This is a genomic window from Amycolatopsis sp. NPDC059235 (assembly GCF_042754125.1).
Classification (GTDB): domain Bacteria; phylum Actinomycetota; class Actinomycetes; order Mycobacteriales; family Pseudonocardiaceae; genus Amycolatopsis; species Amycolatopsis albidoflava.
This window is the reverse complement of the sequence record NZ_JBHZAG010000083.1, coordinates 1-14,795: the sequence shown is the minus strand read 5'-3', so window position 1 is coordinate 14,795 and position 14,795 is coordinate 1. Positions and strand designations below refer to the sequence as shown.

Sequence of the window (14,795 nt, the reverse complement as noted above, 5' to 3'; positions counted from 1 at the left end):
CCCCCCACAAGCGGGCCGGCGGACTGAACGCGTTCCGGATCGCGCGCAACGAGCTGCGCAGGCTGTCCACCGGGACGCTGCCGAAGCTCGCCATGTTCGCGCTCGTCATGGTGCCGCTGCTGTACGCGTCGTTCTACCTCTACGCGAACTACGACCCGTACGGCCGCCTCGACAAGCTGCCCGCCGCCGTGTTCACCGAGGACGCGGGCGCGAAGGATTCCAACGGGGCCGAGCGCAACGTCGGCCGCGAGGTGACCGACGAACTGGTGAAGTCCGGCACCTTCCAGTGGCACCAAGTGTCCGAAAAGGACGCTCGGGACGGCGTGCGGGACGACAAGTACTCCTTCGCCATCGGGATCCCGCACGACTTCTCGAAGGCGCTGCTGTCGTCCGGCAATTTCGAGCCGCAGCAGGCGACCATCACGCTGACCACCAACGACGCCAACAACTATCTGTCCGGCACCATCGCGAAGCAGGTCGCCGACCAGGTCCGCAAGACGATCGCGGAGAAGGTGGGCAGCGAGGCCGCGGACAAGTTCCTCGTCGGTTTCTCCACCATCTACGGCAAGATCTCCGAGGCCACCGACGGTGCCAAGCAGCTCGCCGACGGCGCGGCGAAACTCCAGACCGGGCAACATCAACTGGCCGACGGGGCGAGCCAGCTCGCGACCGGGTCGAGCAGTCTCGCCACCGGATTGGGCACGCTCAAATCGAGCACCGCGTCGCTGCCGAGCCAGACCCAGAAGCTCGCTGACGGGGCGGGCCAGGTGGCCGACGGCAATCAGAAGGTGGCGAGCGCGGGCTCGCTGGCCGCGTCCGCTTCCTCCGACGTGATGGGCCGGATCGACAGCTATCGCACCCAGCTGGCCGCGAAGCTGCAGGAATCCGGGATGCCGGAGAACCTCAAGGACTCGATCCTGGCCGACTACGACAAGCTGCGCACGGACGCGAACCAGGCGAACGGGAAGATCCAGTCCGCCAACGGAGACCTGCAGAAACTCTCCAGCGGCGCCCGGCAGGTGTCCGACGGGGCGCACCAGCTCGCGTCGGCCTCGCCGCAGCTGGCCAACGGGATCGCGCAGGCGTCCGACGGCGCGAACCAGCTGCGCGACGGCTCGGCGAAGCTCAACGACGGCGAGAAGACCGCCGTCACCGGCACCGACCAGCTCGCCGACGGTTCGGTGAAGCTGCGCGACGGACTGGCCGCCGGGCTGTCGCAGATCCCGAACCCGGACGATCCGACCCGCACCGCCACCGCGAACACGATCGCCGACCCGGTCGCGGTCACGTCGAACGGCGTGGCGTCGGCGGGGACGTACGGCGCCGGACTCGCGCCGTTCTTCATCTCGCTGGCCACCTGGATCGGCGCGTTCGTGCTGTTCCTGCTGATCCGCCCGCTGTCGACGCGCGCGCTCACCGCCGGCGCGTCGCCGCTGCGGGTCGCGCTCGGCGGCTGGCTGTCCTCGGCCGTGCTGGGGCTGGGGCAGGTGATCGTGCTGTTCGCCGCGGTGACCTGGCTGGTCGGCATCCACGTGGCGCATCCGTTGGGCGCGATCGGGTTCGCGTGTCTGGTGTCGCTGGCCTTCACGTCGATCGTGCACGCGCTCAACGCGCTCTTCGGCGCCGTCGGCAAGTTCCTCGGGCTCGTGCTGCTGGTGCTGCAGCTGGTGAGCGCGGGCGGCACGTTCCCCTGGCAGACGATCCCGGACGCGCTGTATCCGCTGCACATAGTGCTGCCGATGGGCTATGCCATCGACGGGTTCCGGCACCTGCTCTACACCGGCGCGTCGATGCAGATCCTCGGTGACATCGGGGTGCTGCTCGCGTACCTCGTCGGCGGGATCCTGCTGTCCACTCTCGCGGCGCGCAAACACCGGGTGTGGTCGGTCTCGGCGCTCAAGCCCGAGCTGAGCCTGTGAGAGAGGCGACCAAGCGGAAGCTCTTCGAGGCCACGTTGCGGCTGTCGGCCAGTCGCGGACTTGTCGGGCTGACGGTGGACGACATCGCGGCTGAGGCCGGGGTCGCCAAGGGCACCGTTTATTACAACTTCGGGTCCAAGGACGGGCTGGTCGACGCGTTGCTGCGGTTCGGCGTCGACTTGCTCGCGGGGCGGCTGCGGGCCGCGGGGACGGATGACGATCCGTTGGCGGTGATCGAGGCCCAGGTGGATACGACGTTGGAGTTCATCGCGGAGTATCCGGGGTTTTCCCAGATCGTGGTCAGCGAGTTGTGGCATACGCCGGGGCGGTGGCACGACACGTTGGCGTTGCTGCGGGAAGAGTTGATCGCTGTCGTCAAGGCGCAGCTGGAGAGGCTGGGGGCGGCCGGGCGGTTGCCGGAGGGGTTGGACATCGCCACTGCCGCTGCCGGGGTTTTCGGGACGATGCTGGTGGTGGCGCTGGATTGGCAGGTGTTTCACCCTGGCCGGTCCCGGGCGGATGTGCTGGGGTCGGTGATGTTGCTGATCCGGGGGTTGAAGAGGTGACGTGGTGGGGCCCGGCTTCGGCGCCGGGCCCCTCAGGGGTTAGTGGCAGTTGGCGCAGCAGCCGCAGCCCTTGCCGGTGCAGGCGGAGCAGCATCCGTGCCGCAGGACGGTCTGGAACAGGCGTTTGATCATTGCTCGGTCCTTCCGGGTTGGTCGTTCCTGCGTGGGTCACGCTAAGTGGGGTTGTGGTTACGGGGGTACCGCTGACTGGGCAGGCGGGCGGGTGAATCTCTTCTGCGGGCGTGGGGGCGTCGGCTCGTCGCCTGGCGGCGACATTGCGCCCGGGAGTGCGTGGGGCACCCCGAAGCTTGATTGTGATGACGGTCTGAGGGTGTTTGTCAAGGCTGGAAAGATGCCTTGACAAACACCCTCAGACCGCATTTTGGCTTCGTATCGGGGTGCGGGGGTGGGCTGGGTGCCTCGATCGTTGGGTGCATCGGCTGCGGGTTTAGGGCGTGGTTACTGTCCGCAGGGGACGTTTAGCCAGTCTGCTCTGGGGATGCTCTTGCGGGTGTCGTCCAGTCTGGTCAGCAGGGTTTCCAGTTGTGTGGGGTCTGCGGTGTATTCCAGGATTGCTCGGTAGAAGGCGCCGGTCATGGTCTTCGGCATCAGGTCGGAGGCGTCGAAGCAGACGGGTTTTCCTGAGGTGATGGTGTCGGCGACCTTTCGTCTTACTGGGTCGCGGTAGACGTCCTTCGCTACTGCGGTTCCTGCGGAGAAAGCGGTCGCGTTGGGGTTGCCTGCCCAGATTTGCTGGGCTTCCGGCGAGACCAGGAAGTCCAGGAATTGGCGGGCTTGCGGGGTGTCGTTGAACATCGCGGCCAGGTCTGCCGAGACTTCCGACGCGCCGGAGCCGGGGAACGGGAAGAAGTCGTAGTCGGTTCCGGGTTGCGGGTGCGGGCCGGTTTCGTTGTGCAGGTGCATGGTTTGGTAGCTGCCCATCGCGAAGGAGCCTTGGTGTTCCATGCGGCAGCCGGGCGGGTCGGTGAAAAGCGGGCGGGCCGCGTCTCGGAAGTCGGTGAGCAGGGCGGCCGGGGCGCCGCCTTGGATGCCGCCGGGGTGGACGGTCAGGGTGCCCCAGTCTTGGAAGGCTTGGCGTACGGGGTTCGACGTCCACGCGAGGGTGCCTGCGGTCCATTGCCGATAGACCTCGGGGCCCGCGGAGTGCAGGAGGATGTCTTCGATCCAGTCGGTGCCTGGCCAGCCTGAGGTGGGAGGGGCGGCCAGGCCGAGGCACCACGGGGTGGTCTGGCCGGCGGCCAGGGCGACGAGTTGTTGCCAGGTGGCGGGTTTCGGGCCGGGGAGGCTTGCCGGGCGGTACCAGATCGCGCTTTTGAGGTCTGCTTTTACCGCTACTGAGTAGAGTTTTCCGGTGCCTAGGCGTTGCAGGTTGACCCACTGTCGGCCGTAGAAGGATTCGGCCTTCTGTTCGAGGAAATCCAAGGGTTTGATTTCCTGGCGGCGGGCGTAGTCGGCCAGCAGGCCGGGGCTGGACAGGACCGCGATGTCCGGGGCGGCGCCTTGCTGGACGTCGGCGGCCAGGACCTGCTCGACGGCACGGGTGCCTTGGTAGCGGACTTCGATGCCGGTCTTTTCCTCGAAGCGTTGCTTGACCTGGTTGAAGGCTGCTTCCTCGCCTTCGGTCCACACTCCGATCACCTGCAGAGTGTTGCTGCTCGCGGCGACCCCGCAAGCCGACGAAGCCGCCACCAGCGCGGTTGCGGCCAGCAGGACCAGTTTCTTCCACAGTGGACAGTTCATGCGCGGTACCGGTATTCGTCGATCCGCCGATACAGCCCGGCGACCACTAGGCCGCCCGCGAGGATCAGGGCGGCGGGGACCAGGATGGGCAGGCCGCCGGACTCGGTGGCCTCGGTTCCGGCGGACGTCACGGCTCGAGCGGCTGAGGTGATGGCGTTCTGGGCCGGGGCGGCGGTCGAGGTGGTTGGGAGCTGGCGGCGGAAATCGTCCACAGTGGACCCGCAGCCGGGCGGGCCGCAGCGTTGTTGCAAGAGGCTGGCCAGTCGGGCGTGGCCGCCGGCGTCGGCGGCTTCGATGCTTCTTTCCCGGACTGCGACGGCCTGGTCGACGCTGCCCCGGACCGTGTCGAGGCGTCCGGCCAGGGCGAAGGCGACGAGCAGGCCCGCCACGACGCCGAGTCCCAGCACGGTCGCGCCCAGCAGGGGCAGGTTCAGCCGGCGGCGGAAACGCTGGCGCAGGAAGACTTGGGTCGCGACCAGCAGAGTGAGCAGCACGATCGGCGGCAGCAGCCAGAGGACCAGCAGGCCCGCGCTCATTCTGGTGCCGGAGATTTGGCGGTCCAGGGCGGAGCGTTCGTCTTTTTGCAGTTTTCCCAAGAGTTCCAGAACGTTGTCGGGAGCGTGCAGCAGGCGTGAGGCGTACCAGAGGTCGGCCAGTCCGACCAGTTCCGCGCCTGGTTGCCGGAAGTGGGCGTCGGCTTGGCTCATCGCGCCGGAGTACGACGCGACCAAGCCTTCGACGGTTTGCAGGGTTCCGGCGCCGGGGTCGCCTGCCTGGTTGAACTCCGCGACCCGGGCGAGGCTCTGGCTCGCCGACGCCATCCGGTTTTCGTACTCCTGCCCCGGACCGGCGAGTTTCGCCTCGCCCGAAGCGAAACTGGCGATGGCCGCGGCGTCGGCGGATACGAGGGCGTCTCGGGCTGCCGCGACCTCGAGGATCGCTCGGCTGGTCGCGGACGAGATCTGGTCGGCGGTCCGGACTACGCCGCTCACCGCGAGGGAGGAGGTGACCAGCGCCAGCACGGTCCCGGCCAGCAGCACCGCCCGGATTCGTACCAGTGCCTGCCGCGTCCGGAGGGTCACGCGGCACCTCCGGCCAGCGTCTCCCCGCACTCCTCGCAGAATCGCGCGCCGGACGGGTTCGGGTTCTGGCAGTGGGGACAGATCGCGGGCTTGGTGTCCGGCGGCGGTGCGGGACGGGCGTCGCGGGGTTCGTCGCCGACGTTCGAGACGGTGGAGACAAGCAGGTTGAGCAGTTCGCTGCGGGTGACTTCGGGGCGAAGCTGTACGGTCTCGCCGGTCGTGTCGACCACCCTGGCGAGTCGGCGCAGTACTTCCTTGTTGTTGGTCCGCGTGGCGATTTCGACGGCTTGGCCCCATTCCCGCGCCGCTCGCGCGTGGTCGCCCGCGGCGTAGGCCTCGTCGGCGTTCACCAAGGCCTCGCTCAGCTCGGCGTGCATCGTGTAGCGCCGCACCTTCGGGTCGACCAGCGTCGGTGCGACCGGGTCGTGGGTCCAGTGCGCCAGCAGCGGGACTGCTGAATCCGCCGCGCCGTCGACCTCGACCCAGGCGAGCATCCGGTCGAAGCCGTACTCCGGTGTGTCCGCCGAGACTTCCACCGCGAGCTGGAATTCCCGGGTCTCGCCGGCGCTCCACGAACCGAGCGAGAGGACCGCTTTTCCGTCGCCGTCGGGAACGCAGCGCGAGGTCAGGTCGTATTCGCTCGGCCAGACCTGCTTCACGAAGCGCAGCGTGGTCTGTTCGGTGACGCCGATCCTCAGCCGCGCGGACGGGATGACTTTGGCGAGCGCCGCGGCCATCAGCGCGCGGAAGTCGTCGACCAGATCTTCGTCGCGCACCACCGAATCGACCGAGCCGCGCAGCACCCGGCCGATCTCGACGAGTTCGGCCCGTTGCCAGCCGTCGCCGATTCCCCTTGCGTCGCAGACGAACTGGCCTTCGCAGGCGTCGAGTTCGCGGCGCAGCGACTCCGCGGACTGGGACTGGTTGTTCCCGTCGGTCAGCAGGATCGCGTGCCGCACCGCGTCCGGAGCCGAAGCGAACAGCGTCCGCGCGCACTCCAGCCACGTGCCCATCGCCGTGCCGCCGACCGCGACGAATCGTTCCACCGCGGCGACCGCGGCCGCCCGGGTCTCGTCCGACGCGACCGCCAAGCCGGGTTGGAGCGGATACGCCAGGTCGGCGCGTTCGGTGCCGCGGACCACGGCGAAGCCGACGCCGTCCGGCAAGGCCCGGATCGCCGCGGCCGCCGCCCGGCGCGCGGCGGCGATCTTGGTCGGCGGGTAGCGCATCGACGTCGAGCAGTCGACCAGGAGCACTTCCGCGCCGGGAGGCCGAAACTCGGGCTGGCCGTCGTTGCGCGCGGAGACGGTGACCACGGCCTGCATCTCGGTGTCGCCTTCGCCGAGGTAGCGGTTCTGATGGACCTCGACGTCCCAACCCCTGCTCATCCCTCGCCCTTTCGCCGCTTACACCCAGGTCGTCGGCCTCGTCTCGTTCGCCCGGTCGACCAGTGCGTCGTGGTACTCCGCCGAACCGGCCCGGCGCGCGATCCGCCGGTACGACTGCTCCACCAGCAGACGCAGCCCGTGCTCGTCCAGGCGCTCGCCCAGGACCGGGCCGGGCGGCATGCCGCGCATCCCGGCGGAGAAGCACCGCAGCGCACTTTCGCGGACCTCGGCGGTGAGCCGGTCCGCGGTGTCGCGGTCCAGGTCCAGCGCGGACAGCCGGTCGATCGCCTCGGTCAGGTCCTCGATGCCCGGCAGCGCGTCCCCCACCGGCAGGATTCCCGCGCGCACGCGGATTCCGGCGATCCGGGCCGCCTCGTCGTGCCGCGAGTACTCCGGCACCTGGTCCAGCAGGTCCACCGCCGCCGTGCGCTCGTCCAGCTGCAGATGCCCGCGCGCCAGCCCGAAAACGGCGTTGACCTGCAGGTGGTCCCGCACCCACAGCGCGTCGTAGTAGCGCGCCGCCCGCTTCGGCCCGCCGCAGTGCTCCGCGCACAGACCGAGCGCGAGCTTCGGCGTCTCCTCGCCCGGGATGTCGCGGTGCACGCGTTCGAACCAGGTCTGCGCTTTCTCGACGGCACCGGCAGCGAGCGCGACCAGGCCGCGATGCCAGGCGATTCGCCAGTCGTGCTTGGCCCGGGCGCCGAGCAGTCTTTCGGCGGCGTCCACTCGCCGGCTGGCCTGCTCCGTGCCGGTTGAGTCCACTTCGGACAGTTCTAGCCAGGCCCGGCAGCGGCGCAGTTCCACCTCGACGGTCGAGTCCGCGCGTTCGAGTTTCTTCAGCAGCCGGGCAGGATCCGGCGCGCGGACTGTGCGCAGAAAGGTGACTGCCGGGTCGTGCGGATCCTCGTGCGGCACCGGCAACCCGAGCGCGATGTCGAACGGCTCGGGCAGCGCGCCGAGCGGGCTCGCGGTGCGCCGGGCGCGGCGCACCCACTCCCCGACCGGCCTCGGCTGGCCGAGCCCGGCGTCCAGGAGCACCGCTGCTTCGGTGAACAGCGTGGAGATCGACGGCCGCGATTGACGGTCGCGCAGCGAAAGGATCTCGTGCAGGACGCCGTCGAGCTGCACGAGCATTTCGCCGGTGGTGGCGAAGCGGTGCTCGTACGGCCCGGTCGCGCGGTCGAGGACCTGGGTGAAGGATTCGACGCCGAGCGCGATCCGTTTGTCGGCCGGATGCGGCCAGCCGTCGCTGCAGCGGAACAGGTCGCGCAGTGTCGCGCCGACGGTGTGGATGTCCGAGCGCACGGTGAGCCCGTGCTCGTCCAGTTCGGTCGCGCCGATCTGGAACCGCGGATTGCCGACGATCGGGCTGGTCTGGTCGCCGATCTTGCGGATCGCGCCGAAATCGATCAGCTTGACCCGTTTCTCGCCGTGGATCACGTTCTGCGGGCTCAGATCGCAGTACAGCAGCCCCTGTTCGTGCAGGTAGCCGAGCGCGGTGAGGATCTCCCGGCCGTAGGCCACGACGTGCTCGACGAGCAGCCTGCCCTCGGGTCCGTCGAGCATCGCGCGGCCGCGCCGCATCACCTCGGCGAGCGGGAGGCCGTCGACGAACTCCATGACGATGTAGCGCGCGTCCGGCCCGCCGTGCGGATCCGGATGCGTGGCGACGTCGTGGATCCGGACGATGTTCGGATGGTCGAGCGAGGTCAGCACCTGGCTCTCGGTCTCGGCGATCCGCACCGCGGCCTCGTCGCCGGTGTTGAGCAGGCCCTTCAGCGCGACGTACTGCTTCAGCCGCAGATCGGTGCCGAGGTAGACGTAGCCGAGCCCGCCGCGGGCGATGCAGCCGTGCACCTGATAGCGGCCGTCGACCACGTCGTCCGGAAACAGCTTGGGAGAAAACGAAAACGGTGTGCCGCACTGCGAGCAGAAGCCTTCGGTGCGCGCGGGACGGCCTGCGGTCGAGCGGCCGACCGGAGCGCCGCAGCCGCGTTTGCCGCAGTGCCGTTCGTTCTCGGCGACGTGCGGATCGGCGAGGACCCGCCCGGCGAGGTCCGGCAGGACGACCACGGGAAGCGGGATGTAGTCGTCACCGGTGCCGTGACCGGCGGTCTGCTGCTCCCGCGTGACGACGGTGTCGGCGATCCGGCTCGCCCCCGGAGCCGGGATGACGAGCGTCGCGTCGGCTTTCGGGGCCGGTTTCTTCGGCTCGGATCCCGGTGCCCAGCCGCACTTCGCGCAGAATCCGGCACGGCTGATCGTGCCGGAACAGTTCGGGCGCGCGCAGGCCGTCATCGACTCCCCTTGCGCACCGCGGCACCGAACTCCTCGACAGCCGCCGCGGCCGCCTCCGGATCGCACGCGCCCTCGTACAGCAACTGCCAAGCGTTGGCATACAAGGAATCCAGCAGCGGGTCCTCGACCCGGCCCGCGGCCCGGGCTCGTTCTCCGTAGCCGTCGAGGCGAAACCGCAACTCGGTGCGGCGCTCGTGCGCGGCGTCGAGCCGATCGCGGGCGGTTTTCGCCGAAGCCAGATCGGCGGCCACCACACTGGCGACTTTCTCGACGTATCGCTCCGCCCATGCGACATCCCCGAGATCCGCGGCTTCCTGCAACCGGCTCACCGCGCCACGGCGGCGACGCACCCGCGGCGGGGGAATGTCGTTCACCGCGAACCTCGGGGCCAGCTCGGCGATGTGCTCCTCGAGACCGGCGAGTTCGTCGATCTGCTTGTCCAGCGCGGAAATCCGGCGAGCCAGTCCGTCCGGCCGGGCCCCGTTCCGGCGCGACCGCAGCTCGGTCAACCCAGGCGAGGACTCCCGGCGGAACCCGAGCGCGAGCCGGATCCCGAGCCGTGCGGCGCGGTCCGCGAGCGGCGCGATCACCTCGCCGATCAGCTGTTCCGGCTCCGCCGCGTCGTCGATCGCGTTCACCACCACGGTGCGGCCGATGCCCGAATGCGTCGCGCCGTTGTCCAAAGTGAGGTCCAGCCGCTCCGCGAGCCGCTGCCGCACCTGCGCGGAGGTTTTGCCCGCCGCGTCGACCGCGAGATCGACACTTCCCGCCGGCGGCAGGGTTTCTTTGGCCAGGGTGTCGCGCAGTTCGTTCGCCGCAGCCGAACGCTCCCGGTCGGCAAGCACCACCGCAAGATCGAGCGCGGCGGCTTTCGCGGACCCGACCTCGCCGGTCACGACGATCCACACGCCGTGCCCCTCGCCGAACCAGCCCACGACTTCGCGCGCGAACTGCGGGTCGTAAGCGACCCGGTCGAGTTCGCGGCCGAAAGTCCGGTCGACGGCCGGACTCCCCTGCCCCCACCGGTCCGCGCCGAGATAGCCGAGAATGGTCTCGACCGGGATCATCCACGCGACCCGCTCGCCCTCGGCTTTGTACCGGGACACGACCATCCCGACCACGCGGCCGGTCTCCTCGTCGAGCACGGCGGTGCCGCTGAACCCGCCGGTGATCGGCTGGTCGTCGTTCTTGCGGGCGAGCTGCACCCATTCGCAGCCGGGCCCGCCTTCGCCGGCGAGCTCGCCGAACGTCCACAGCCCTTCGTCCGCGCCCGCCGGAAACCCGTAGGCGCGCACGGCTTGGCCATCTGACAACGGCATCCGGTACAACGGCGCGCCCGCCGCTCCCGGCACCCGCTCGGCCAACCGCAGCACCGCGATGTCGCCGCGCTCGTCCCGCCCCGGCGGCACCCACGCCCCCGGCACAACGCGGCCGGTGCCGACCGGAGTGCCGGGCAGCCCGACGAAATCGACCAGGACGTCCTCGCCCGGCCCGCCCGCCCGCTCGACGACGTGCGCGCAGGTGAGCACATGGTCCTCGTCGAGCATGGTGCCTGCCCCGCGGATCCCGCCGGTGCGGTCGCGCAGGCGAACCCGCCAGCGTCGACGCTCGGCCTGGTACCCCACGGGAGGACCCTACGCCGGGCGCGTCGCAGGCCGGGCGGCGTTCGCGGAAAGTGGCCCACGCTGGAGCAGCAAGCTCACCCGTTCAGCGGCGTCGCGGCACTTCTGGTGGGTGACACCGGTTTCGCGGGGTGGTTTGGTGTTGGCGGGCGGACAGAGGAAGGCCCGGCGGCGCGGGCGGGCGGGGCTGGCTCTCGGTTCTCGGTTCTCGGACCGGTTGCGGGCTGCCGGGTTCCCGCGCCGGGTGCGAAGCGGACCGGGCGGGCAAGCGGCGAGCTTGAGTCGGATTGCTGATTCGTGCTCGCTTAGCCGATTTGGCTGCCAATTTCGTTGCGCCGGACGCTTTTCGCCTTTGGGCGCGCCGGGGATTCGGGCATCAACCGCGCAGCAGATTCGCGTCCGTGTTCGGGACGCGCCACCGATTGCGTTGCCCGCACCGCAGATTCACGCTCGCCCGAACGGAGAGACCGCGCAGATTCCGTTGTCTGCTCCGCTGAACCGCAACGCCAGGACTGGATTCGGCAGCCCACCCTGCTGCCCAGTGTTCGCCCGAACGGGCGCAGCACCCACGCCACTACCTCGCAGGCCCGCAGACAGTCAGCCAAATTCCATCGCCGCGCCGCTGCCCCGTGCACGCCGCACCGACGCGGCGCGTCTCCAGCCGAGAGACCCGCTCCGACCTCGTGCCCGGGGCCGGTCGGCGGCCCCGGGCAGTGGTCCTCAAGCTCAGTGCGTCAGTGCGCGGCCTCGTTCCACGACCGCCCGTACCCGACCGAAACCTCCAGCGGCACAGCCAGTTCCGCGGCCGAGCCCATGCCCTCGCGGACCAGCTTTTCGACGTCCCCGCGCTCGCCGTCGGCGATTTCCAGGACCAGTTCGTCGTGGACCTGCAGCAGGACGCGGCTGCGCGAGCCCGCTTCGGCGAGGGCGCGGTGCACGTTCAGCATCGCCACCTTGATGATGTCCGCCGCGCTGCCCTGGATCGGGGCGTTCAGCGCCATCCGCTCGGCCATTTCGCGGCGCTGGCGGTTGTCGCTGTTCAGGTCCGGCAGGTAGCGGCGGCGGCCGAAGATCGTCTCGGTGTACCCGCGCTTCGCGGCCTCGCCGACGACCGACTGCAGGTAGTCGCGCACCCCGCCGAACCGCGAGAAGTACGCCTCCATCTGCTCTTTCGCGTCTTCTGTCGAGATCTTCAGCTGCTGCGACAGACCGTACGCCGACAAGCCGTACGCCAATCCGTACGACATCGCCTTGACGCGGTAGCGCTGTTCCGGCGTGATTTCCGCGGCGGGCACGGAAAACGCGCGCGACGCGACGAACGTGTGCAGGTCCTCGCCGCTGTTGAAGGCCTCGATCAGACCTTCGTCCTTCGACAAGTGCGCCATGATCCGCATTTCGATCTGGCTGTAGTCCGCGGTCATCAGCTCGACATAGCCGTCGCCGACCACGAACGCGTCGCGGATGCGCCTGCCTTCCTCGGTGCGCACCGGGATGTTCTGCAGGTTCGGCTCGACCGACGACAGCCGCCCGGTGGCCGCGATCGTCTGCTGCAGCGTGGTGTGGATGCGCCCGTCGTCGGCGACCGATTTGATCAGACCCTCGACCGTGGTGCGCAGCCGCGTCGCGTCGCGGTGTTCCAGCATGTGCTGCAGGAACGGGTGCTCGGTCTTCTCGAACAGCGACTGCAGCGCGTCCGCGTCGGTGGTGTAGCCGGTCTTGGTGCGCTTGGTCTTCGGCATGCCCAGCTCGTCGAACAGCACGACCTGCAGCTGCTTCGGCGAACCGAGGTTGATCTGCTTGCCGATCACCTCGTACGCGGAGTCCGCGGCCTGCGTGACCCGGCTGAGGTAGTGCGCCTCCAGCTCGGTGAGCTGGTCGACGTCGACCGCGATGCCCGCCGCCTCCAGTTCGGTGATCACTTCCAGCAGCGGCAGTTCCAGCTCGGCCAGCAGCTTCGCGCCGCCGAGCTCCTCCAGCTCGGTGGTGAGCGCGCCGGCCAGCTCGAAGATCGCGCGCGCTTTCACCAGTTCGGCGGAAATTTCCTTCTGCTCCAGCTCGTCCGCGCCGCCGTCGAGCAGCGACAGCTGACCGTCGCCGTCGCCCGCTTCCGAACGCAGCTCGCGGTGCAGGTAGCGCAGGGCCAGGTCGTCGAGCCCGAACGTGCGCTGCCCCGGCCGCGCTAGGTACGCGGCGAGCGCGGTGTCCATGGTGAGCCCGGCGAACGTCCAGCCGCGGGCACGCACCGCGTGCAGCGGCACCTTCAGGTCGTGGCCGATCTTGCGGATCTTCGGGTCCGCCAGCCACGCCGACAGCGCCCGGTCGTCCGCCTCGTCCATCGCCGTGACGTCGACGTACGCACCCTCGCCGTCGGCCGTCGCGAACGCGACCGCCTTGAGGTCGGAGCGGACCGACGCACCGGTGGTCCGGAACGACAGCGCCACCGGCTCGGCCGCACCGGCGTGCGCTTCGAGCCACGCGCCGAGCGTGCCCGGCGCGAGCGCGGAGCCAGACACCTCGAAGCCCTCGTCGGCCTCCGGTTCGGCGCTGCTCAGGGTCTCGAAAAGCCGGTCGCGCAGCACGCGGAACTCCAGCTCGTCGAACAGCCGGTGCACCGCCTCGCGGTCCCAGGAGCGCAGCTCCAGCTGATCCGGCACGGACTCCAGCGGCACGTCGCGGACCAGCTCGGTGAGCTGCCGGTTGAGCTGGACCGACGACAGGTGCTCGCGCAGCGCGTCCCCGACCTTGCCCTTGACCTCGTCCACCCGGTCGATCAGGTCGGCCAGCGAGCCGAACTGCCGGATCCACTTGGCCGCGGTCTTCTCCCCCACGCCGGGGATGCCGGGCAGGTTGTCCGACGGGTCGCCGCGCAGGGCCGCGAAGTCCGGGTACTGGGTCGGGGTGAGGCCGTATTTCTCCTCGACCGCGTCCGGCGTGAACCGCACGAGGTCGGAGACGCCCCGCTTCGGGTACAAAACGGTCACCCGATCGGTGACGAGCTGCAACGCGTCGCGGTCGCCGGTACAGATCAGGACGTCGTAGCCCTCGCCGGCCTGCGTGGTGAGCGTGGCGATGACGTCGTCGGCCTCGTAGTTCTCCTTCGTCAAGGAGGGGATGCCGAGCACGTCGAGCACCTCTTTGACCAGGTCGACCTGGCCGCGGAACTCGTCCGGCGTGGCGCTGCGGTTGGCCTTGTAGTCGGCGTACGTCTCCGACCGGAAGGTCTTGCGCGAGAGGTCGAAGGCCACCGCGAGATGCGTCGGCTTCTCGTCGCGCAGCAGGTTGATGAGCATCGAGGTGAAGCCGAAGACCGCGTTGGTGACCTGCCCGGTCTTCGTGCGGAAATTCTCCGCGGGCAGGGCGAAGAAGGCGCGATAGGCCATCGAATGGCCGTCGATCAGCAGCAGCCGGGGGCGGTCTTTCTCGGCGGCGGCGCCTGTGGCGTTGGCAACGGTTCGGTTCTCGGTCGGGCTCACGGGGGCGAGTCTAGGGTGAGGGTCTGACACTCTTGCGTGTCGCATAGGTTGAGGAGCAGAGAGTGACCGAGCAGACGGCGGAAATCACGCCGGGCCAGTTCGCGGGCATGGACCCCGCGGCAGCGGGCCAGCAGCTGAACGACAAGATCGGGCTGAAGCTCGTGGAGATGACGCCCGAGCGGGTCGTCGGCACGATCCCCGTCGAAGGCAACCTCCAGCCCTACGGCCTCCTGCACGGCGGCGCGAACGCCACCGTCGCGGAAGCCCTCGGCTCGGTGCTGGCCGCACTGAACGCAGGCCCCGAACGCGCCGCGATGGGCCTGGAACTGTCCTGCACCCACCACCGCGCAGTCCGCTCCGGCACCGTCACCGGCGTCGCAACCCCGCTGCACGTCGGACGGGGGACGATCACGTCGGAGATCGTGCTGACTGACGACGAAGGCCGCCGCACCTGCACTGCCCGCTTGACTTGCGTGGTCCGGGACCGCCCACCAGGCGCCTGATTCTTCGGTGAAACGCCGTGAGGGGAACCCTGACGAACTCTGATTCCCTCAGGGTTCCCCTCACGTCCCTAAACCGCAGCCAGTGCACCCGAGTCACCAGGCAGCCACACTCCCCCGCCCCCGATACGAAGCCAAAAACGCGGCGCGGGGGTGTTTGTCAAGGCATCTTTCCCGCCTTGACAA

General features: G+C 69.5%; 9 protein-coding genes. 3 read left to right on the top strand and 6 right to left on the bottom strand.

Annotated elements, in window-relative coordinates; translation table 11 throughout:
* The first annotated feature begins 23 nt into the window (after positions 1-23).
* Positions 24-1,919 carry a YhgE/Pip domain-containing protein gene (locus tag ACFXI3_RS37145; RefSeq protein WP_344286592.1) on the top strand — a complete coding sequence of 632 codons (1,896 nt, stop codon included), beginning with the start codon at positions 24-26 and terminating at the stop codon, positions 1,917-1,919.
* The gene (locus ACFXI3_RS37140; protein WP_344286456.1) at positions 1,916-2,485 is read left to right on the top strand and encodes a TetR/AcrR family transcriptional regulator; all 570 of its coding nucleotides are present in this window, start codon (positions 1,916-1,918) and stop codon (positions 2,483-2,485) included. Before ACFXI3_RS37145 ends, ACFXI3_RS37140 begins: the two co-directional genes overlap by 4 nt.
* Positions 2,486-2,944: 459 nt before the next feature.
* On the opposite strand, the gene ACFXI3_RS37135 is transcribed toward ACFXI3_RS37140, so the two are convergent.
* The 6 genes from ACFXI3_RS37135 to polA all read right to left on the bottom strand — a co-directional run bounded on the left by ACFXI3_RS37135 (position 2,945) and on the right by polA (position 14,109).
* Positions 2,945-4,246, bottom strand: a complete 1,302-nt coding sequence (locus ACFXI3_RS37135) for an ABC transporter substrate-binding protein (protein WP_378405998.1) — start codon at positions 4,244-4,246, stop codon at positions 2,945-2,947.
* Positions 4,243-5,328 (bottom strand): hypothetical protein, encoded by a 1,086-nt coding sequence (locus ACFXI3_RS37130; protein ID WP_378405996.1) that lies wholly within the window; start codon positions 5,326-5,328, stop codon positions 4,243-4,245. The genes ACFXI3_RS37135 and ACFXI3_RS37130 overlap by 4 nt, the downstream gene beginning before the upstream one ends.
* Complete coding sequence (locus ACFXI3_RS37125; protein ID WP_378405994.1) at positions 5,325-6,716, bottom strand: VWA domain-containing protein; 1,392 nt, start codon at positions 6,714-6,716, stop codon at positions 5,325-5,327. The genes ACFXI3_RS37130 and ACFXI3_RS37125 overlap by 4 nt, the downstream gene beginning before the upstream one ends.
* 18 nt (positions 6,717-6,734) lie before the next feature.
* On the bottom strand, positions 6,735-9,014 hold the full coding sequence (locus tag ACFXI3_RS37120; protein ID WP_378405992.1) for a tetratricopeptide repeat protein: 2,280 nt from the start codon (positions 9,012-9,014) through the stop codon (positions 6,735-6,737).
* Positions 9,011-10,639 (bottom strand): serine protease, encoded by a 1,629-nt coding sequence (locus tag ACFXI3_RS37115; protein WP_378405990.1) that lies wholly within the window; start codon positions 10,637-10,639, stop codon positions 9,011-9,013. The genes ACFXI3_RS37120 and ACFXI3_RS37115 overlap by 4 nt, the downstream gene beginning before the upstream one ends.
* 731 nt (positions 10,640-11,370) lie before the next feature.
* Positions 11,371-14,109: a DNA polymerase I gene (polA, locus tag ACFXI3_RS37110; protein WP_378405988.1), complete on the bottom strand. Its 2,739-nt coding sequence runs from the start codon at positions 14,107-14,109 to the stop codon at positions 11,371-11,373.
* 107 nt (positions 14,110-14,216) lie between these two features.
* Here polA and ACFXI3_RS37105 point away from each other — a divergent pair, with 107 nt between their 5' ends.
* On the top strand, positions 14,217-14,612 hold the full coding sequence (locus tag ACFXI3_RS37105; RefSeq protein ID WP_370940728.1) for a PaaI family thioesterase: 396 nt from the start codon (positions 14,217-14,219) through the stop codon (positions 14,610-14,612).
* Positions 14,613-14,795 lie beyond the last annotated feature (183 nt).